Here is a 22178-nt window from a genome sequence, read left to right as displayed (position 1 = left end):
CCACCGCGATGAACGAGAACCGGCTGCGCGACTACCTCAAGCGGGCCACCGCCGAGCTCCAGCAGGCCAACCAGCGCCTGCGCGACGCCGAGTCCCGCGACCGGGAGCCGATCGCCATCGTCGCGATGGGCTGCCGCTTCCCCGGCGACGTCGAGACCCCCGCGCAGCTGTGGGACCTCGTCGCCGGCGGCCGCGACGCGATGGGCGCGTTCCCCGACGACCGCGGCTGGGACCTGGACGGCCTCTACGACCCTGACCCGTCCGCGGCCGGCCGCACCTACGCGCGCGGAGGCGGCTTCCTGCGCGGCGTCGAGCGGTTCGACGCGGAGTTCTTCGGCGTCAGCCCGCGCGAGGCGCTCGCCATGGACCCGCAGCAACGGCTGCTCCTCGAGGTGGCCTGGGAGGTCTTCGAGCGGGCCGGGATCGACGCGCACGGCCTGCGCGGGTCCAAGGTCGGGGTGTTCGCGGGCACCAACGGTCAGGACTACCTGTCGCGGCCGCTGGCGGGGCAGGAGGAGGTGGAGGGGTACCTCGGCACCGGCATCTCGGCAAGCGTCCTGTCCGGCCGCATCGCCTACACGCTCGGCCTGGAGGGCCCGGCCGTCACCGTCGACACCGCCTGCTCGGCGTCGCTCGTCGCGATCCACCTGGCCGCCCAGGCCCTGCGCAGCGGCGACTGCACGCTCGCCCTGGCCGGCGGCGTCACCGTGATGACGACGCCCGGCGTGTTCATCGAGTTCGGCCGCCAGCGCGGTCTCGCCGCGGACGCCCGGGTCAAGGCGTTCGCCGCGTCCGCCGACGGCACCGCGATGTCCGAGGGCGCCGGCCTGATCCTGCTGGAGCGCCTCGGCGACGCCCGCCGGCACGGCCACCCCGTCCTCGCCGTGCTGCGCGGAAGCGCGGTCAACCAGGACGGCGCCAGCAACGGCCTCACCGCCCCGAACGGCCCCGCCCAGGAGGCAGTCATCCGCGCCGCCCTCGCGTCCGCGCGTCTGCACACCGCGGACGTCGACGTCGTCGAGGCCCACGGCACCGGCACCACCCTCGGCGACCCGATCGAGGCCCACGCGCTGCTCGCCACCTACGGCGCCGCCCGCCCCGCCGACCGCCCCCTCTGGCTGGGCTCGATCAAGTCGAACATCGGCCACACCCAGGCCGCGGCCGGCATCGCCGGTGTCATCAAGATGGTCGAGGCGCTCCGCCACGGCGTCGTCCCGCCGACCCTGCACGTCGACAAGCCCTCGCCGCACATCGACTGGTCGGCCGGCGCCGTCCGTCCCGTGACGACCCGCCGCCCGTGGCCGGAGACGGGCCGCGCGCGCCGAGCCGGTGTCTCCTCCTTCGGCATTTCCGGCACAAACGCGCATCTTGTACTCGAACAGGCCCCCGCCCCCGCGGACCCCGACGCCACCGAACCGGCGTGGCCGCTGCTCTGGCCCCTCGCGGCGCCGGAGCCCGACGCGCTACGTGGTCAGGCCGCGGCGTGGCTGGAGCACCTGAAAGCGCTCCCGGACGCCGCCCTTCCTCACGCGGCCCGCACGATGGCCACCGGCCGCACCCACCACCGCCACCGCGCCACAGTCGTCGCCACCACCCGCGACGACCTGACCGCCGCGCTGCGCGCCGTGGCCGAGGGCCGCACCCACCCGTCGGTCGCGACCGGCCGCCGCACGGGTGGCGCCCTGGCCATGGTGTTCTCCGGCCAGGGCAGCCAGCGCGCGGGCGCGGGCCGCGAGCTGTACGCCACCTACCCGGCCTTCGCCGCCGCCCTCGACGCGGCGTGCGCGTGCTTCGACCCGGCGGTCCGGGAGGTGCTGTTCGCCACGGACGACCCGAGGCTCGACGAGACCGGCTTCACGCAGCCGGTGCTGTTCGTCTTCGAGGTGGCCCTGTTCCGGCTCCTGGAGTCGTGGGGCGTACACCCGGACCTCGTCACCGGCCACTCCATCGGCGCCATAGCGGCCGCCCACGCAGCCGGGGTCCTGAGCCTGCCCGACGCCGCCTCGCTGGTGGTCGCCCGGGCGCGCGCGATGCAGCAGCTCCCGCCGGGCGGCGCCATGGTCGCCATCCACGCCACCGAGGCCGAGGCCACCGCCTCCCTGCTCCCGTACGCCGGCCGCGCCCAGATCGCCGCCGTCAACGGCCCGAACGCGGTGGTCGTCTCCGGCGACGAGGACGCGATCCTGGCCGTGGCCGACCACTGGCGCGCCGAGGGCCGCAAGGCGACCCGCCTGCGGGTGAGCCACGCCTTCCACTCGCACCGCATGGACCCGGCCGTCGAACCCTTCGAGCGAGCCATCGCCGGTCTCGCCTTCAGCGCCCCGCAGACCCCGTTCATCTCCGACGTCACCGGCCGCCCGGCCGACGGCACCGAGCAGACCCCGGCCTACTGGGCCGGCCACATCCGCCGCCCCGTCCGCTTCCTGGACGCCGTCCGCACCCTGCGCGCCGAGGGCGCCACCACGTTCCTGGAGATCGGCCCCGACACCACGCTCACCACCCTCGTCGAGGCCGCGCTGAGCACCACCACGCCGATCACCGGCGGTGGCCCTGGCGCGTCGACCGCGGTGGCCGCGGTGGCCGCACTGCGACGCGACCGCGCGGAGGCGCCGACGCTCGCGGCGGCCGTCGCGGCAGTGCACAACGCCGGGCACGCGGTCGACTGGTCGGCGCTGCACGGCGAGGTCCGCGACACGACGCCCGGGGACCGCCCCACGTACCCGTTCCAGCGACGCCCGTTCTGGCTGCGCACCGCCCCCTTCACCGGCGACGTCACCGCAGCCGGCCTGGCCGCGACCGACCACCCGTTCCTGGGCGCCGCCGTCGCCCTGGCCGGAGCCGACGGCTGGATCTTCACCGGCGTACTGTCCACCGCCCTGCACCCCTGGCTGGCCGACCACCGAATCCACGACGCGATCCTGGTCCCCGGTACCGCCCTGCTCGACCTGGCCCTGCACGCCGGCGAGCGGGCCGGCTGCCCCCGAGTGGCCGAACTGACGCTGCACGCACCCCTGCTCCTCGCCGGCGAGGACGCGGTCCGCCTCCAGCTCGCCCTGGACCCGCCGGCCGAGGACGGCACCCGCGTCCTGACCATCCACGCCCAGCCCCACGGCACCGACACCTGGACCCTGCACGCCACCGGCCGCCTGACCACCGACACCACCGCTCGGACCACCCCTCAACCACGCGCGGACGCGCCGCCGAACACAGGCGCGGAGCACAACGCAGGCGCGCCGCCGAACGCAGGCGCGAGCACGCCGTTGGGCGCATCCGCCGCACAACCCGCGGACACGAGCACGGCTCCGAACGCGGACACGGCGCTCAGCGCACACACGGAATTCACTACGGACACGGCGCCGGGCGCGGACGCGACACTGCGCGCGGACGCGACGCCGGGCGCGGACGCGACGCCGAACGCAGGCGCGAGCACGCTGTTGGGCGCAGATGCCACACAACGCGGAGGCACGAGCACGACTCCGAACGCGGGCACGGCACTCAGTGCGGACACGATGCTGCGCGAGGACACGGCGCCGGGCGCGGACGCGACACTGCGCGCGGACGCGGTCTGGCCGCCGAAGGGTGCTGAGCCTGTCGACGCCGAGGCGCTGTATGACCGGATCGCGGAGCTCGGCATCGCGTACGGCCCGGCGTTCCAAGGTGTGCGGCGCGCCTGGACCCTGGGGCCGGAACTGTTCGCCGAGGTCGAGCTCCCCACCGGCGTCGAAGCTGGGCGCCACGTCATCCACCCGGCCCTGCTCGACGCCGCGCTGCACCCGAGCATGTGGGACAGCGGCGAGGGCGTCCGGCTCCCGTTCAGCTGGACCGGCGTCACGGCCTACCGCACCGGCGCCGCGCGGGCGCGGGTCCGCCTGGCCCCGGCCGGCCCGGACGCGGTCGCCGTCACCCTCACCGCGCCCGACGGCACGCCGATCGCCGCTGTCGAGGCGCTTGTCGCCCGCCCGGTCGCCGCCGACAAGCTCAAGGCCAACGGCACACCCGCCGGCCTCCTGCGCGTCACCTGGCCGCTGTTGGAGGGCGGCCTCTTCGACGCCTCCGCGCGAGCCACCGACCGCGCCGACGTGTTCGAGGGCGACGACCTGATCGCGGTCCTCGAAGCACTGCAGGAGCGCCTGGCCGACCCCACCGAGCGCCCCCTCGCGATCGTCACCCGAGGCGCGGTAGCGGTGCTGCCCGGCGAGCCCGTCACCGACCTCACCGCGGCGGCCGTCCACGGCCTCGTCCGCTCCGCTCAGCACGAGCACCCGGGCCGCTTCCTCCTCATCGACACCGACGCCCCGCCCCCCAACGCAAACGCGATCCCACGCGCGGACGCGACACCGCGCGCGGACGCGACACCGCGCCCGGACGCGACACCGCGCCCGGACGCGTCACTGCGCGCGGAAGCGACCGGACGCAAAGACTCAGCCGACCGCCCGAACACGATCGGACGCGCAGACGCAGCTGAACTCGAGGACGCCGTCGGACGCGCGGACGCGACGGAGTGCATGGACGCGACCGAATGCGCGGACGCGACGGAGCGCGCGGACGCGATCGGGCTTGCGGTTGCGGCGGCCCTGGCGACCGGTGAGCACCAGCTGGCTCAGCGTGGGGAGGCGCTGTACACGCCGCGCCTCGTCGCGGCCGGGCCGCCCGCGCTACCTGCGCCCGCGCCCGGGCAGCGCCTGACCGTCCAGCGCCCCGGCATCCTCGACAGCCTGGCCTTCACCGAGCGCGAGACCCCAGGCAACACCGCCCGCGAGACCGAAGGCGAGATCACAGGCGAGGGCGAAGGCGCCGAGGAGCGGGGGCTCAAGGCGGGCGAAGTGCGGGTCGCCATGCGCGCGGTCGGTGTGAACTTCCGCGATGTGCTGATCAGCCTCGGGATGTACCCGGGAAATCGCCCTCCGCTCGGCAACGAAGGCGCCGGAGTCGTCACCGCCGTCGGAGCAGGGGTCGCCGACCTGGCCGCCGGAGACAGGGTGCTCGGCGTCTTCACCGACTGCTACGGCCCCGTCGCCGTCACCGACCACCGGCTCCTGGCGAGGATCCCCGACGGCTGGACGTTCGCGCAGGCCGCCGCCGTCCCCACCGTGTACCTCACCGCCTACTACGCACTTGTCGAGCTCGGCCAGGTGCGGCCCGGGGAGCGCGTCCTCGTCCACGCCGCGGCCGGCGGGGTCGGTGTGGCCGCGACGCAGCTCGCCCAGTACCTCGGCGCTGACGTCTACGGCACCGCCAGTACACCCAAATGGCCTCTCCTACGAGCCGCCGGCCTGCCCGACAGCCGCATCGCCAGCTCCCGCACCCTCGACTTCGAACGGGCCTTCGACCGCGTCGACGTCGTCCTCAACGCGCTCGCCGGCGAGTTCGTGGACGCGTCGCTGCGGCTGCTCGGGCCCGGTGGGCGGCTGTTGGAAATGGGCAAGACGGATGTGCGTGACCCGGAGGATGTCGCCGCGCGCCACCCCGGCGTACGCTACCGCGCGTTCGACCTCACCGAGGCCGGCGCCGAGCGGATCGGGGAGATGCTCGCGGCGGTGCTCGAGCTGTTCGCCGCCGGCGCGCTGCGGCACCCGCCGCTCACCGCGTTCGACATGCGGCAGGCCCCTGACGCGTTCCGGATGCTCAGCCAGGCCCGGCACGTCGGCAAGGTCGTGCTCACGCTCCCGGCCCCGATCGACCCCGACGGCACGGTCCTCATCACCGGTGGCACGGGCGCGCTCGGCGCGGCCGCGGCCCGCCACCTCGTCGAGCGCCACGGCGTACGCCACCTCGTCCTCACCAGCCGCCGGGGCCCGGACGCGCCCGGCGCCGCGCAGCTGAGCCGGGACCTGGGCGCCGAGGTCGTCGCGTGCGACGTCGCCGACCGCGAGCAGGTCGCGGCGCTGCTCGCGGGCATCCCGGCCGAGCGCCCCCTCACCGCCGTCATCCACGCCGCCGGGGTCGTTGACGACGCCACGGTGGCCGCGCTCACGCCGGAGCGGTTCGCGGCAGTGCTCGGGGCCAAGGCCGACGCCGCCCGGCACCTCGACGAGCTGACCCGGGGCAGCGACCTGGCCGCGTTCGTCCTGTACTCCTCCGTCGCCGGCCTCATCGGCGCCCCCGGCCAGGGCAACTACGCGGCCGCCAACGCCCTCCTCGACGCGCTCGCCCATCAGCGGCACGCGGCCGGGCTGGCCGCCACGTCGATCGCCTGGGGGCTGTGGGCCGGGCCGAGCGCCATGACCGGCGGCCTCGGCCACGCCGACGCCGAGCGCCTGGCCCGCTCCGGCCTGCTCGCGCTCGACGTCGCCGAGGGCCTCGAGCTCCTCGAAGCCGCGCTCGCCGACCCCCGCCCGGCGCTCGCCGCGGCGCACCTCGACCGGGCCCGCCTCCGCGCGGCGGCGCCGGCCGACCTCCCGCCGATCCTGCACGGCCTGACCGGCGGGGCCCGCCGCAGCGGCCACCGCGCCGGGGGACGACCGGCCGAGCTGGGCGCGGACGCGCTGCGGGACCTGGTCCGGGCCGAGCTCGCCGCCGTGCTCGGCCACGACTCACCGGCCGGCATCGACACCGGGCGGCCGTTCCACGAGCTCGGCATCGACTCGCTGACCGCCGTCGAGCTGCGCAACCGGCTCACCGCCGCGCTCGGCACCGCGCTGCCGGCGACGCTCGTCTTCGACCATCCGACGGTCGACGCCCTCGCCGCCCACCTGAGCAGCCTCACCCGGGAGACGCCCGCCGAGGACGCGCCCGCGCGCGGCGCGGACGACCCGGACGGCCGCGCCGACGCCGACGACCCGGTCGTGATCGTGGGCATGGCCTGCCGGTACCCCGGCGGCGTCACCAACCCCGACGACCTCTGGCGGCTCGTGGCGGAGGGCCGCGACGCGATCGGCGGCTTCCCCGACGACCGCGGCTGGGACGTCGCCGCCATCTTCGACCCCGAGCCGGGCCTCCCCGGGCGCACGTACGTCGACCAGGGCGGCTTCGTCGCCGGCGCGACCGGGTTCGACGCGGCGTTCTTCGGCATCAACCCGCGAGAGGCGCTCGGGACCGATCCGCAGCAGCGGGTACTGCTGGAGACCGCCTGGGAAGCCATCGAGCACGCCGGCATCGACCCGACGTCACTGCGCGGGAGCCGGACCGGGGTCTTCGTCGGCCTCGCGACCCAGCTGTACGGGGTCGGCGCCGCGACCGACGGCGTCGACGGCTACCTGCTCACCGGCACCACCAGCTCCGTCGCGTCCGGCCGGGTGTCCTACGCGCTCGGCCTGGAAGGGCCGGCCATCACTCTCGACACGGCCTGCTCGTCGTCGCTCGTCGCGCTGCACCTGGCGGCCCGGGCCATCCGGGCCGGCGAGTGCACGGCCGCCCTGGCCGGCGGCGTCACGATCATGTCGACGCCCGGCATCTTCGTCGAGTTCAGCCGGCAGCGCGGGATGGCCGGCGACGGGCGGTGCAAGCCGTTCGCGGCGGCCGCCGACGGCACCGGCTGGGGCGAGGGCGCGGGCCTGGTCCTGCTCGAACGGCTCTCCGAGGCGCGCCGCCGCGGCCACCGCGTGCTGGCCGTCGTCCGCGGGTCGGCGGTCAACCAGGACGGCGCCAGCAACGGCCTCACCGCCCCCAACGGCCCCGCACAGCAGCGGGTCATCCGGGCCGCACTCGCCGACGCCGGGCTTACGGGGGCCGACGTCGACGTGGTCGAGGCGCACGGCACAGGCACCACCCTCGGCGACCCGATCGAGGCGCAGGCGCTCCTGGCCACCTACGGCCGGGAGCGCCCCGCCGACCGCCCGCTGCGGCTCGGCTCCATCAAGTCGAACATCGGCCACACCCAGTCGGCCGCGGGCGTCGCCGGGATCATCAAGATGGTCCAGGCGCTGCGGCACGGCTCGCTGCCGGCCTCCCTGCACCTCGACGCCCCGACCCCGCACGTCGACTGGTCCGCCGGCGCCGTCGCCCCGCTCGCGGAGGCGATGCCGTGGCCGCAGACCGGGCGGCCGCGGCGGGCGGCGGTGTCGTCGTTCGGCATCAGCGGCACCAACGCGCACATCGTGCTGGAGCAGGCCCCCGACGCGGCCACTCCCGAGGCGACCACCCCCGAGGCGGCCGGCCCGGTCGCCTGGCCGCTGTCGGCCCGGACACCGGCGGCGCTGCGGGCCCTGGCCGGCCGCATGCTCGGTGCCGGCGGGGACGACCCGGCCGCGACCGGGCGGGCGCTCGGCGCGCACCGGGCCCGGTTCGAGCACCGTGCGGTCGTCGTCGGCTCCGGCCCGGCCGAGCTGCGCGACGGGCTGGCCGCGCTCGTCAGCGGCGCCCCGCACCCGGCCGTGACCGCGGGCGTCGCCGAGGCCGGGCCGGGCCGGACCGCGTTCGTCCTGCCCGGCCAGGGCTCCCAGTGGCCCGGCATGGCCCGCGACCTGCTGGAGCACTCACCGGCGTTCGCGGCCCGGCTCACGGAGTGCGCCGACGCGCTCGCCCCGCACACCGGCTGGTCCCTCCTCGACGTGATCGAACAGCGCGCGGACGCGCCGTCGCTCGACCGGGTCGACGTGGTCCAGCCCGCGCTGTTCGCCGTGATGGTCGCGCTGGCCGCGCACTGGCAGGCCGCGGGCGTCCGCGCGGACGCGGTCGTCGGGCACTCCCAGGGCGAGATCGCGGCCGCGTACATCGCCGGCGCGCTCTGCCTGGAGGACGCCGCACGTGTCGTGGCCCTGCGCAGCCGGGCGATCACGGCCCTGGCCGGCACCGGGACCATGGCCTCGATCGAGCTTCCCGAGGCCGACGTGACCGCGCGGCTCGCCGGCGCCACCACCGTCTCGATCGCCGCCCGCAACGGCCCGCGCACCACTGTCGTGTCGGGCGACCGCGCGGCCGTCGAGGCGTTCGTCGCCGCGATCAAGGCCGAGGGCGCCCGCGCGAAGGTCGTGCCCGTCGACTACGCCTCCCACTCGGCGCACGTCGAGGCGATCCGCACCCAGGTGCTCGACGCCCTCGCCGGCATCACCCCGCGCCCGCCGCGGATCGCGTTCTACTCCACGGTCACCGGCGCCCGGCTGGCCGACGACGCGCTCCTCGACGCCGAGTACTGGTACACCAACCTGCGCCAGACCGTCCGCTTCGCCGATGCGGTCACCGCGCTCGCCGCCGACGGCTACCGGCTCTTCGTCGAGGCCAGCCCGCACCCGGTGCTCACGGTGCCGGTCGAGCAGGTGCTCGACGCGGCGGGTGTCCGCGCCACCGTCACCGGCACCCTGCACCGCGACCGCGACGGCCGCGGCGCGTTGCTCGCCGCGCTCGGACGCGCATACGTCCACGGCGCACCTGTCGAATGGGGCCCGGCCGCTCACGTCGACCTGCCCACGTACCCCTTCGAGCACACCCGCTTCTGGCTCGAGCCGCGCCCGGGCGGCGGTAGCGGGAGCGGCACCGGCCACGCCCTGCTCACGGACGAGGTCCGCACCGCCGACGACGACCGCCTCATCCTCACCGGCCAGGTCGGCCTCGCCACCCACCCCTGGCTGGCCGACCACGCGGTCGCGGGCACCGTCCTGCTGCCCGGCACCGCCTTCCTCGACCTGGCCCTCCACGCGTCCGCGCGCGCCGGGTTCGACCGCGTCGACGAACTCACCCTGCAGGAGCCCCTGGTCCTGCCGGACCGCGAGCCGATCCGCCTCCAGGTCGTGGTCAGCGACAGCGCGGTGACCATCTACTCGGCCCGCGCCGGCGAGGGCTGGACCGCCCACGCCACCGGCCAGCTCGGACGCGGCCATGTGACCGCACAGGTCACCTGGCTCCCGAAGGACGCGACACCGCTGGACATCGACGCGCTCTACCCGACGCTCGAGGCCGCGGGCCTGGAGTACGGCCCGGCGTTCCAGGGCCTGCGGGCCGCCTGGCGCTCCGGCGACGACATCTACGCCGAGGTCGAGGCCCCCGACCAGGCCGGCGCCTTCGTCATCCACCCGGCCCTGCTCGACGCCGCACTCCACGCGATGTCCTTCGTGGACAGCGCCCAGGAGGTCCGCCTGCCCTTCGCATGGTCGGGCGTCTCGATCTCGAACCCCGGGCCGAAGGCGCTGCGCGTCCGGCTGACCCCGCTCCCGAGCGGGGCCGTGGCGCTGGAGCTCGCCGACGGCGACGGCAATCCGGTCGGGTCGATCACCACCCTGACCGTCCGGCCGGCCCCGACCACCGCCGCGAGCAGCCTTCTCGACCTCACCTGGCGCGAGCTGTCCACAGTAGACATGGACGCGCCCGCGCGGGACCTGGAGCTGATCCCCGCCACCTGGACCGGCGACGACCCCACCACCGGCGCCCGCGAGCTGACCCTGCACGCCCTCGAACTCCTGCGGAGCCGGCTCGACGAGACCGCGACCGGCCTGGTGTTCGTCACCACCGGCGCGGTCGCGGGGCCGATCACCGACCTCGCCGCCGCCGCGCTGTGGGGCCTGCTGCGCAGCGCTCAGGCCGAGCACCCCGACCGCATCGCGATCCTCGACGCCGAGCCCGGCACCGACCCGCAGCGGCTGCACGCGGCGGCCCGCACCGCCCTCGCCGCCGGCGAACCCCAGGCCGCCCTGCGCGGCGACCGCCTCCTCGTGCCCCGGCTGGCCAGGCCCGCGGCCGCCGCCCCGCCCCGGACGGTCCTGGACCCGGACGGCGCGGTCATCATCACCGGCGGCACCGGCACCCTCGGCCGCCTGGTCGCCAGGCACCTCGTCGAGCGGCACGGCGTCCGACACCTCGTGCTCACCAGCCGCCGCGGCCTCGACGCCCCACGCGCGGACGCGCTCGCCCGGGAGCTCGGCGCGACGGTCGACGTGCTCGCCTGCGACGTAGCCGACCGCGAGCAGGTGCGGGCGCTGCTCGGGGCGGTACCACAGCGGATCACGGCGATCGTGCACGCCGCCGGCACCATCGACGACGCCACCGTCACGTCCCTGACCCCGGACCGGCTCGTCGGCGTGCTACGGCCCAAGGTCGACGGCGCCTGGCACCTGCACGAGCTGACCAAGGACCTGGACCTCGACGCGTTCGTGCTGTTCTCCTCGGCGGCCGGCGTACTCGGCGCGCCCGGGCAGGCCAACTACGCCGCCGCGAACACCTTCCTCGACGGCCTCGCCGAGCACCGCCGGGCCGCCGGCCTCCCCGCGGTCTCCATCGCCTGGGGCCTCTGGGCCGAGGGCACCGGCATGACGGCCCACCTCGACGGCACCGATCACCGGCGGATGCGCCGCAACGGCCTGCTCCCCCTGGAGACCGCCGACGGCCTCGGGCTCTTCGACCAGACCCTGCACGCTTCGGGGGTACTGCTGGCAAGCCGACTCGACAAGCCGTCCCTGCGCGACCAGGCGACCGGCGGGGCGCTCACCCCGCCCCTGCGCGACCTCGTCCAGGCCCGCCGCACCCGCGCCGCGGCCGCCGGCCCGTCGCTGGCCCAGCGGCTGGCCGGCCTCGACGCCGAGCGGCGCCGCCGGCTCGTCGCCGACCTGGTCCGGGAGCAGGTCGCCGCGGTGCTCGGGCACGCCGACCCGCGCGGCATCGACCCCGCCCGGGCCTTCCAGGAGCTCGGCTTCGACTCCCTGACCGCGGTCGACCTGCGCAACCGGCTCAACACCATCAGCGGCCTGCGGCTCCCGGCCACGCTGGTGTTCGACCACCCGAGCGCCGACGCGATAGCCACCCACCTGCTGGAGCAGCTGGCCCCGGCGATGCCTGACGACACCGCCGCCACCGCGCCGGCCCGCGAGACGGGCGCCGAGGAGCTGGACCGCCTGGAGCGCCTGCTCCCGGCCCTGAGCCCCGACGACCCGGGTGCGGCCCGGCTCGCCGAGCGGCTGCGCGACCTCGCGGCCCGCATCACGGCCGTGGCCACCCCGCCGGTGTCGGCGGTGGCCGAACGGCTGCAGGACGCGTCGGCCGCCGACCTGTTCGACTTCATCGATGAGGAGTTCGGGCGAAAATGAGTGATGAGGCGAAGCTCGTCGAGTACCTCAAGCGGGTCACCACCGAGCTGCACGAGACCCGCCGGCGCCTGCGGGACGCCGAGTCCCGGCACCGCGAGCCGATCGCGATCGTCGGCATGGCCTGCCGCTACCCCGGCGGCATCGCGAGCCCGGCCGACCTGTGGGCCGTGGTCCGCGACGGCCGCGACGTCGTGTCCGGCTTCCCGCAGGACCGCGGCTGGGACGTCGAGGCGCTGTACCACCCCGACCCCGACCACCCCGGCACCTCCTACGCCCGCGAGGGTGGCTTCCTCTACGACGCCGCCGACTTCGACGCCGCCTTCTTCGGCATCAGCCCGCGCGAGGCCCAGGCCGTCGATCCGCAGCAGCGCCTGCTGCTGGAGTTGGCCTGGGAGGTCGTCGAGCGCCTGGGCGTGCCGCCGGAGCAGCTGCGCGGCAGCCTGACCGGCGTCTTCACCGGCCTCATGTACGGCGACTACGCGGCCCGCCTGGCCGGCACCCCCGCCTCGGAGTGGGAAGGCCTGCTCGGCAACGGCAGCGCGGGCAGCGTCGCCTCGGGCCGCATCGCCTACACGTTCGGCTTCGAGGGCCCGGCCGTCACCGTCGACACCGCCTGCTCCTCGTCGCTCGTCGCCACGCACCTGGCCTGCCAGTCCCTGCGCGCCGGCGACTGCGACCTGGCGCTGGCCGGCGGCGTCACCGTGATGGCCACGCCCGGCCTGTTCGTCGAGTTCAGCCGCCAGCGCGGCATGGCTCCCGACGGCCGCTGCAAGTCCTTCGCCGCGTCCGCCGACGGCGCCGGCTGGGCCGAGGGCGCCGGCCTCATCGCCCTGGAACGCCTGAGCGACGCCGAACGCAACGGCCACCGCGTCCTGGCCGTGATCCGCGGCTCCGCGGTCAACCAGGACGGCGCCAGCAACGGCCTGACCGCGCCGAACGGCCCGGCCCAGCAGCGCGTGATCCGAGCCGCGCTGACCAACGCGGGCCTGCGCCCGCAGGACGTCGACGCAGTGGAGGCCCACGGCACCGGCACGACGCTCGGCGACCCGATCGAGGCCCAGGCTCTGCTGGCCACCTACGGCCGCGACCGCGACCCCGGCACCCCCCTCCACCTGGGCTCCATCAAGTCGAACATCGGCCACGCCCAGGCGGCCGCCGGAGTGGCCGGCATCATCAAAATGGTCCAGTCCATCGCTCACGGCCTCCTCCCTCCCACCCTCCACGTCGACGAGCCCACCCCTCACGTCGACTGGACCGCCGGCGCGGTGCGGCTCCTCGAACACGCGACCGCCTGGCCGCAGACGGACCACCCGAAGCGCGCCGCGATCTCGTCGTTCGGTATCTCGGGCACCAACGCCCACGTGATCATCGAGCAGGCGCCGGGGGACCCACCCCCCTCCCCCTCCCTCGATCCCGGCGCGATCGCGGGGCACCCGCTGCCCTCGCTCGATCCCGCCGCGGCCGAGCCCCGCCCGCTGCCGTTCCTGCTGTCGGCCCGCTCCCGGGAGGCTCTCAAGGCCCAGGCCGAGCGCCTCCACGCCCACCTGGCGACCGAGCCCGGCCTCCCGGGCGTCGCGCACGCCCTGGCCCGCCGCCGTACGCACCACGCGCACCGCGCGGTGATCGTCGCCGAGACCGCCGCCGAGCTGACCACCCGCCTGCGGGACCTGGCCGCGGGTCAGCCCACCACGAACATGACGACCACCACGGCGACCGGCGGCCGGCTGGTCTTCCTGCTCCCCGGCCAGGGCAGTCAGCGCCCGGGGGCGGGCCGCGAGCTCTACAAGACCCACCCCGAGTTCGCCGCCGCCCTGGACGACGTCTGCGCCCACCTGGACCCGGCGGTGCAGGAGATCCTCCTCAGCCCGGACGACGCCCGCATCAACGAGACCTTCTACACCCAGACCACCCTCTTCGCCCTCCAGACGGCACTGTTCCGGACCCTCGTCCACCACGGCCTCCAGCCCGACATCCTCACCGGGCACTCCCTCGGCGAGATCACCGCCGCCCACTGCGCCGGCATCCTCACCCTCCAAGACGCCGCCCGGCTCGTCAGCACCCGCGCCCGGCTCATGCAGGACCTCCCCGCCGGCGCCGGAGCCATGGCCGCCATCCGCCCGCCAGCCGGCTTCACTGCCCCGGCCGCTACCACGATCGCCGCGGTCAACTCCCCCACCGACATCGTCGTAGCCGGAGACAAAGCCGCCGTCGAAGCCCTCATCACCGACCTGAAACACGCCGGGCACAAGGCGAAACTGCTCACCACCAGCCACGCCTTCCACAGCCACCACATGAACCCGATCCTCGACCAACTCCAAGCACTCGAAGCCACCATCACCCACCACCCCCCGAAAATTCCGGTCATCGGCACCACGAGCGGCTGGGCCCACCACGCTCGCAACACCGTCAATTTTGCCCACTCCGCGGCACAGATCCAGGGTGCAGACACCTGTATCGAGCTGGGCGCAGCCACCCTTGCGACCCACCTGAAAGCCACCGCTTCGGCGATGCTCGACAGCCGCCGCCCGGAGGCCGTCACGCTCCTCAACGCCCTGGCCACGGCCCACGCCAACGGCCACGAGGTGACCTGGCACCACCTGATCCCGCAGACGGGCCGCGTCGACCTGCCCACCTACGCCTTCCAGCGCCGCCGGTACTGGATCGACGCCGACCCGGTGGTGCGCGCCGAACACCGGCCCGCGCCGGGCCGGGCGACCGTCGAGCTGCCGGAGGACGAGGACGAGCGGCGGCAGGCGATCGTCGAGCTGGTGCGGCGCCAGACCGCCGGTGCGCTCGGCCTCGACCGGCTCGACGAGGTCGACCTCGACGCCGACTTCCCAAGTCTGGGCTTCACGTCCTTCATCACCCTCGAACTCGTCACCCGGCTGCGGGCGGCGGGCCTGACCATCGCGCCCACGGAGGTGTTCGACCACCCCACACCGGCCGCACTGGCGGCGCACCTGCACAGCGCACTGTCCCTAGTAAGGAGCGAACTATGACCCAACCAGTTCTCATCGCCGGCGCCGGCCCGGTGGGACTGATGCTCGCCTACGAGCTCGGTCTCGCCGGGGTGCCGGCCGTCGTGCTGGAGCGGGCCGCGACGCCTCCCGCTCCGGAGCAGTCCCGCGGCATGGCCGTCAACGGCGCCGTCGTCGAACTGCTGGAGCAGCGCGGCCTCATGGAGGCGATCCGTCCGTTCGGCATGTCCTTCCCACGGGCGCACTTCGGCCACATCTGGCTCGACCCGACAACCGTGGGGCAGCGGCACCCGTTCAACTTCGCGGTGCCGCACGCGCTGCTCCAGCGGGTACTGGAGGAGCGGGCAGTCAAGCTCGGAGCCCAGGTCCGCCGCGATGCCGAGGTCGTCGGCGTGCGGCAGGACGCGGACGGTGTCGAGGCCGACGTCGTCGGCGCGGACGGGGCGCGGGCCACGGTCCGCGGGGCCTACCTGGTCGGCTGCGACGGGGCCGGCAGCCGCGTCCGCGCGCTGGCCGGGATCGGGTTCTCCGGGGCCGACGTGCCGTTCCTGGGCATCCTGGCCGACGTGCGCGTCGAGCCCGGCGACCCGATGTTCGCGCAGATCGGCGTCAACCAGTATCAGAACGGCATCTGCACTGTCGCGCCGATCGGGCCGCAGGCGCTACGGGTGATGACCGGCGAGTTCGACACCGAGCCGGGTGTCGAGTCGGCCCCGGTGCCGCCGGAGGACTTCGCCGCCGCATATGCCCGCATCACGGGTACTGCACTCACGGGCCACCCGGTCCGCCTGTCCTACTGGACGACGGCGACCCGCCTGGCCGATCAGTACCGGACCGGCCGTGTGTTCCTGGCCGGCGACGCCGCGCACGTGCACTTCCCGCTGGGCGGGCAGGCGCTGAGCACCGGCCTCGAGGACGCGGTGAACCTGGGCTGGAAGCTGGCCGCCGCGCATGGCGGGTGGGCCCCGCCCGGCCTGCTGGACACGTACCACGGGGAGCGGCACCCGGTCGGCGCCCGCGCGTGCCGGACCACGAGCGCCCAGACCGCGCTCATGCACCCGATGTCGCGGGTCGCGCCGCTGCGCGAGATCTTCGCCGAGCTGACCGCGTTCCCGGACGTCAACGCCTACCTGGTGAACATGGTCGGCGGGCTGGACGTGCGCTACCCGGCGGAGAGCGGCGGCGAGCTGGTGGGCCGGCGGCTGGCCGACGTGCCGCTGACCACCGGCGCCGGCGCGACGTCGGTGGCGAAGCTGCTGACGTCCGGCCTGGGCGTGCTGCTCGACCTCGGCGCCGGCGTCACGCTGCCGGACGGGTTCGACGACCGCATCGACGCGGTCACCGCCGAGCCCAGCGACGAGATTCCGGCTACGGCCGTGCTGCTGCGCCCCGATGGGCGGGTGGCGTGGGCTTCCCCGGCAACGGCCGGAGGGCTCGCGGGCAACGGACTGGCCGAGGCGGCCGGGCAATGGTTCGGCAAATCGATGATGGTTGGGGTGGCAGCATGAGCTTTGAAAGCCCGGACACGTGGTTCCAGCGGTTCCCCGGCAGCGAGCCGGGCCGGCCGCGCCTGCTGTGCTTCCCGCACGCGGGCGGGGCGGCGGCGTTCTACTTCCCGCTCGCCCAGCACCTCGCTCCGCGGCTGGCGGTGAGCGCGGTCCAGTACCCGGGCCGCCACTCCCGCTACCGCGAGCCGCTCGTCGACGACATCGGCGTGCTGGCCGACCGGATCTGCGCCGCGCTGGAGGCCGACGGGGACGAGGAGCCGTACGCGTTCTTCGGTCACAGCATGGGCGCGGTCGTCGCGTTCGAGGTGGCGCGGCGCCTGAAGACGGAGCCGGTGCGGCTCATCGTGTCGGGCCGGCGGGCTCCGTCGCGGTACCGGCCCGGCGCCGTGCACATGCGCGACGACGAGGGTCTGGTCAACGAGCTGATGAAGGTCGGCGGCACCGATCCGCGGTTCCTGGCCGACCCGGAGCTGCGGGCCGGCATCCTGCCGATCGTCCGCAACGACTACCGGGCCGTGGAGACGTACCGCAGCACCGATCCGACCCCGCTTACCTGCCCGATCACGGCGCTGGTGGGTGAGCTCGACCCGCAGACGAGCGTCGACGACGCGCAGGCGTGGGTCTGGCACACGACCGGCGGGCTCAACCTGCGGGTGTTTCCCGGCGGCCACTTCTACCTCAACGCCTGGCCGGAGGAGGTCGCGACGGAGATCCTCACCGCCCTGGCCCCGGCCGCCATCTTCTGAGCGGGGCACCGCGAAGGCCCGGCCCGCATCCAGCGGGCCGGGCCTCGGTGTGACGGTACAGGTGAGGTCAGCGCGCGAGGCGCAGCAGCACGTTCAGCAGGCCGGTCTGGGCGTTGCGCACGCCGCGGGCCTGCAGCAGGGCGCGGGTGGTCCAGAGCTGGGTCCGCACGACGTGCCCGGGTGAGGCGTGGACGTCGTCGTGCTCGAGCAGCTCGAGGCGGCGCACGCCGTCGCGCAGCAGTGCGGTCTCGGCGTAGGGGACGATCTCGTCGCGCCGGCTGGCCACGTAGTACACCGGGATCTCCAGCGCCTGCAGCTGCTCCACGGCGATGGCCCGCTCGGCCAGGCGGCCCGGGATCGCCGCGGCGGTGACGCCGATGAGGTGCCCGAGCGTGTCGAGGGTGACGGCTGGGAGCCCCTCCTGCCACTCGACGTCGGTGAAGAACCGGCCGACGGGCGCGCCGACGGTGATGACGGCGCGGATGCGCGGGTCGTCGACGGCTGCCCGCAGGGCCAGGTGGCCGCTGAAGCTCAGCGCGGTCGCGTAGGTCTGGCGCACGTCGGCCCGGTCGGCCAGCTCGTCGAGCAGGCCGGGGATCATCTGCCAGGCGTCGGGGCCGTAGGGGACCGTGTTCTCGCCGACGGAGGGCATCTCGGTGACGACGACGGCCAGGCCGAGGCGCCGGGCCTGGGCCAGCATCGGCGCCCACTGCTCCTTGACGCTGACGATCCCGCCCATGACCAGGAACAGCGGCCGTTTCTCGCCGGACGAGAGCCCGTAGGTCCAGCACCGCACGGTGCCGTCCTTGAGCTCCACCGTGAGGGGCTCGACGCCCGTGACGTCGGCGCTCCACCGCTCGACGGCGGCGACGCAGCGCGCGGCCGCGTCCGCACGGGCCGGCCCGTCGACGAACGGGAAGCGGGCCAGCGCGAAGCGCCGCACCGCGTCCACGTGCCGCCCCTGCCGCTGCCTGTCGGCTCCGGCCGCGCACCATTCGCCGACCCAGGAGCCGGGCCCGCTGCCCTCGTCGGTGACAATGCGATCCAAGATGTGTTGGTACTGCGGGATCCGCTGCCCCTTCGCGTGGACCCGGACGTATTCCTTCAGTTCCCCGAGATCGTTCACGCCGTCCCCCAGTGTTCCAGGCCCGCGCGAATCTCGGCGAGCACATCGGCGGCCTCCGCACCGTCGATGACGCGGTGGTCGAAGGTGAGCGACAGCCGCATGACCGGTGCGACGGTCACCTCGCCCGCGCGCACGACGGGGCGCTCCACGGTCCGGCCGAGGCCGAGCGTGACGGTGGTCCCGCCGACGGAGTAGAAGCCGTCGACGGGCCGGTGGGCCAGCGACGTGACGGCGAAGGTCCCCATGGTCCCCGGGCGGCGGGCGAGGTCGCGCACGCCGAGCCGGAACGCGAGCCGCCCGAGCGGGCGCGGCAGCCGGTGCAGGGCCCGCATCCCGGCGAACTCGGGCATGGTGCCCGGGTCGCCCGCGCGGAAGCGCTCGAGCTGCGACTGGATCGTGGCCAGGGAGGCGGTCTGCAGCTCCGGCAGGACGGTGGAGACGACGACGCGCTCCCCGCCGACCCGCTTGTCCAGCGTGACCTTGCCGTTGACCGATCGGTACCGGGCGACCCGGCCGCCGCGGACCGCGGAGTTGGCCTCGGGGTGCCGCTCGAGCACCCGAGCTGCGACGTGCAGGACGTAACACAGCGTCGAGGCGCTCGACCCGGCGCGGTCGGCCAGCACGGCGCTCAGGTCGACCTCGGTGTCCAGGAACACCGGCCGGACCGCGCGGACCTCGTCGAGGAAGAACAGCGTGTGCCGGCGCTGCCGCGGCATGGCGATCGCGTTCACGTGCCGGCCGCAATGAGGTAGATGTCGTGCAGGCTGCCGGCGCTGAGCACGTCGCGCAGCGGCAGGACCCGGCCGGTGCGCCGCTCCAGGAGCGTGAGCAGCGACAGGAGGTACACGGAATCCCAGCCGGACACCTCGTCGAGGCGGGCCCGGACATCGTCCGCGGTGATGGTCAGGCCCAGCTCGTCGTTGAGCAGGCTCCGGAAGTCCTCGATGGTGTTCACGGCCGTCCCCCTTCGGTACCGTCGGCCAGGTCGATGTGTTTCGGCGGATCGGCGATGTCGCGCAGGTCGTGGCGAAACCACGTGACCCCGGCCCCGGCCTCGCCGGGCTCCGCGCGGACGAATCCGTGCCGGGGGTACAGCTGCAGGACCTTGCTGTTCTTGGCCCCGGCCCGGTGGGCGGCCACGACGGCGGTGCAGCCGCGGCGTCGCGCGTCGAGCAGGACCGCCGACAGCGCGGCGGCCTCGATGCCGCGGCCGAACACGCGGCAGCTGAGCAGGAAGTTGTCGATGGTGACGACGTCGCCGTCGGTGTGGGTCAGCAGCGCGCCGACGAGCCCGTTGTCGCCGAAGCGGTCGGCGCTGCGGATCGTCAGGACCCGGTGCGCCGGGTCCTCGAGCAGCGCCTGGACCGCCGGCGGCTGGAGCCGCTCGACGGTCAGGTTGAACTGGTTGGTGCGCAGGGTCAGCTGCGACACCCGCGGCACGTCGGCCGGGGTTGCGGGCTCGATCCGCACGACGACGCCGAGCTGGGCCTGGTATGCCTCCATGGAGTCGAACGAGTCCATGAAGTCCTGCCGGACCAGCTCCTCACGGTAGCGGGTGACCCGCGCGGTGTCCTCGGCGGTCAGGTCCCGGGTCGTGAACCAGCCGTCGCGCAGCAGCGCCTCGACGTGCAGCGCCGGCTCGTCGGTGACGGGCACGACGGCCACGCCGGGAAGCTCGTGACGGACCAGGCCGCATTCGTACGTGCTGTCGTCGACGAACACGATGCTCTCGACGCCGACGTTGAGCGCGGCGGCGAGCTCGGTGAGGTTCTCGTGCTTGGGCCGCCAGTTGGCCACGACCCGCACGAAGTCGTCCTCGGCCAGGGTGAGGTCGGCGCGGTGGCGGAAGACCGCCCGCACGGCGTCGGCGTCGTTCTTGCTCACCGCGGCCACCAGGATGCCCTGGGCGGCGAGCTGCTTGGCCACCCGCTGGAACGCCGCGAACGCCGACCCGGTGTGCCCCTCGGAGATCTCCAGCCCGTCGGGGCCGTCCTCGGCGAGGATGCCGCCCCAGACGGTGCCGTCCAGGTCGAGGGCGAGCACCTTGCTGGTCCGCCCGGTCAGGTTGCGGGCCAGGTGCCCGGCCTCGCGGGCGTAGCGGGCCAGCAGCTCGGCCGAGAGGTGCGCGCCGGCGTAGCAGCTCATGCGCGGGTCCTCGGCGGCGATGCCCTCGGCGATCAGCGGCGCCAGGTCGATGACCACCAGCGCCGGGAAGTCCTCGGCCAGGCGCAGGACGCCGGCGTTGTACTCGTGCCACGCCGCACAGAACCGGGCGCGGGAGCGGTGATCGATCAGCTGCGCGACCGCGCGGTGCGGCAGCGGCAGCGTGTTGAGGACGAGCGTGCCCGCCCCGGTGTGCTGGAAGGTGGCGGCCAGGCCGCGCAGGAGCGCCAGCTTCGCGGCGAGGACGCCTGACGCGTCCGCGGGGGCCCACGGCACCGGCAGCTCGTCGAGGACGACGTTGGCGTCGAGCAGGCACAGGACCAGGTCGGCCCCGGCGGCGTAGAGGTCGCTGTCCGGCGCGCCCAGGTCGCGCACGTAGGAGTCGAAGTCGGCGACGGTGCAGCGGGCCAGCAGGCCGTGCCGGGCCAGCTGCGCGGTGAGCGGCGCGACGACCTGGGCGACGGTGCCGTGCCCGGTGATCGCCACCGACACGACCGGATACTCGGGGTGGCGCCGGTGCACCTCGTCGGCGTCGAGGCGGCTCAGCAGCCGGCCCGCGATGGCCGGCTCGGCGCCGGGCTCGGCCAGCAGCGCGCGGACCTCCGGGTAGCGGGCCGCGAGCTCCCCGGCCCGGTGCAGCTCCAGGACGCTCGTCATAGCTGTCGCTCCACCGCGTACGCCGCCTTGATCCACTTGCTGGACTCGATCGCCACGCCGGCCGCGCGGTCGCCCGCCGCCATCCGGGGCAGGGCCAGCTCCAGCTGGAAGAACGGCAGCGCGTTGCCGGTGTTGCCGATGTCGGCGACGCATGACACCTCGCGCGCGTGCGGCGCGTCGAGACGCGCGGTGATCTTCTCGGTCATCCGGCCCGACAGCTGCGGCGGCAGGAGGTAGTCGACCTCCGTCTCCTTCCAGTCCAGCTCGTCGAGCAGCCGGTCGAGGGCCTCGGCGGCCAGCACCGGCACCGACTCCTCGATCGCCTTGTAGTCCTCGCTGACGATCGGCTCGCCGGTGTCGCGGGCGGCCCGGCCGGTCCAGTTGACGATCTGCCCGGGCGCGCGCCCGAGCCCGGCGAGCTCGACGAACGCGTGGCGCAGCACCGGCGCACCGGGTGAGGGCCGGGTGGTGAGGACCGCGGCGCCGGCGCCGTCGCCGAACAGCACGCCGTTGATCTGCTCGGCCGGCGGCAGCGCCGCGCCGTCGACCGTCACGTCGAGGTGCTTCGCGCACGTGTCGCCGCCGATGACCAGGGCCACCGAGTGCCGGCCGCCGCGCAGCAGCTGCGCGGCGACGTCGAGGGCCTGGACGGCGCCCGTGCAGCCGGACTGCAGCTGGTACGTCGAGATCCGGTCGATCCCGAGCCGGTCGGCGACCACGTTGACCGTGGCGGGCATCAGCGCGTCGGGTGAGGAGGTGGCCATCACGATGAGGTCCACATCGGACGGTTCGAGCCCGGCCGCGGCCAGCGCGCGGGCGCCCGCCTCGGCGGCCAGGTCGGCCAGGGAGCTGCGCACCTCGCCGGTGTCGAGGTCCACGGCGAAGTGCCGGATCCGGGTCCCGACGAACACGTCGATCCACTGTTCGAAGGCGGCCGGCATACCGAAGCGCTTGGCGAGGGTGGCGTTGTCGATCCCGGGGCCGGGCAGGGCGGTCGCGACCGCGCGGATGTGGATGTCAGCAGCGTCCACTTCGAGCCTTTCCCTTGT

General features: G+C 74.9%; 9 protein-coding genes. 4 read left to right on the top strand and 5 right to left on the bottom strand.

The genetic code is table 11. From position 1 onward, the window contains the following. Positions 1-8: 8 nt before the first annotated feature. Genes Dvina_RS05760 through Dvina_RS05745 form a run of 4 tightly spaced genes read left to right on the top strand, consistent with a single transcriptional unit; the run spans position 9 to position 17183 of the window. On the top strand, positions 9-11951 hold the full coding sequence (locus Dvina_RS05760; RefSeq protein WP_223101304.1) for a type I polyketide synthase: 11943 nt from the start codon (positions 9-11) through the stop codon (positions 11949-11951). Beyond that, positions 11948-14950 carry a type I polyketide synthase gene (locus Dvina_RS05755; RefSeq protein WP_223101303.1) on the top strand — a complete coding sequence of 1001 codons (3003 nt, stop codon included), beginning with the start codon at positions 11948-11950 and terminating at the stop codon, positions 14948-14950. The genes Dvina_RS05760 and Dvina_RS05755 overlap by 4 nt, the downstream gene beginning before the upstream one ends. Beyond that, on the top strand, positions 14947-16437 hold the full coding sequence (locus tag Dvina_RS05750; protein ID WP_223101302.1) for an FAD-dependent monooxygenase: 1491 nt from the start codon (positions 14947-14949) through the stop codon (positions 16435-16437). The genes Dvina_RS05755 and Dvina_RS05750 overlap by 4 nt, the downstream gene beginning before the upstream one ends. After that, positions 16434-17183, top strand: a complete 750-nt coding sequence (locus Dvina_RS05745; RefSeq protein ID WP_223101301.1) for a thioesterase II family protein — start codon at positions 16434-16436, stop codon at positions 17181-17183. Before Dvina_RS05750 ends, Dvina_RS05745 begins: the two co-directional genes overlap by 4 nt. Before the next feature lie 67 nt (positions 17184-17250). Here Dvina_RS05745 and Dvina_RS05740 read toward each other — a convergent pair whose 3' ends face one another. From Dvina_RS05740 to Dvina_RS05720, 5 genes are all read right to left on the bottom strand, one after another. After that, positions 17251-18231, bottom strand: a complete 981-nt coding sequence (locus Dvina_RS05740) for an alpha/beta hydrolase (protein WP_223101300.1) — start codon at positions 18229-18231, stop codon at positions 17251-17253. A 74-nt stretch (positions 18232-18305) separates the two neighbouring features. Beyond that, complete coding sequence (locus Dvina_RS05735; protein WP_246656054.1) at positions 18306-19040, bottom strand: 2-oxo acid dehydrogenase subunit E2; 735 nt, start codon at positions 19038-19040, stop codon at positions 18306-18308. Then, on the bottom strand, positions 19037-19264 hold the full coding sequence (locus Dvina_RS05730; RefSeq protein ID WP_223101299.1) for a phosphopantetheine-binding protein: 228 nt from the start codon (positions 19262-19264) through the stop codon (positions 19037-19039). The genes Dvina_RS05735 and Dvina_RS05730 overlap by 4 nt, the downstream gene beginning before the upstream one ends. Continuing rightward, positions 19261-21129, bottom strand: coding sequence for an HAD-IIIC family phosphatase (locus Dvina_RS05725; protein WP_223101298.1), 1869 nt, complete (start codon positions 21127-21129; stop codon positions 19261-19263). The genes Dvina_RS05730 and Dvina_RS05725 overlap by 4 nt, the downstream gene beginning before the upstream one ends. Beyond that, positions 21126-22160 carry a 3-oxoacyl-ACP synthase III family protein gene (locus tag Dvina_RS05720; RefSeq protein WP_223101297.1) on the bottom strand — a complete coding sequence of 345 codons (1035 nt, stop codon included), beginning with the start codon at positions 22158-22160 and terminating at the stop codon, positions 21126-21128. Before Dvina_RS05720 ends, Dvina_RS05725 begins: the two co-directional genes overlap by 4 nt. Positions 22161-22178: the final 18 nt, after the last annotated feature.

This window comes from Dactylosporangium vinaceum, from assembly GCF_019904175.1.
Lineage (GTDB): Bacteria > Actinomycetota > Actinomycetes > Mycobacteriales > Micromonosporaceae > Dactylosporangium > Dactylosporangium vinaceum.
The sequence above is the reverse complement of the archived record's forward strand: the minus strand, read 5'-3'. Positions and strand labels throughout refer to the sequence as shown.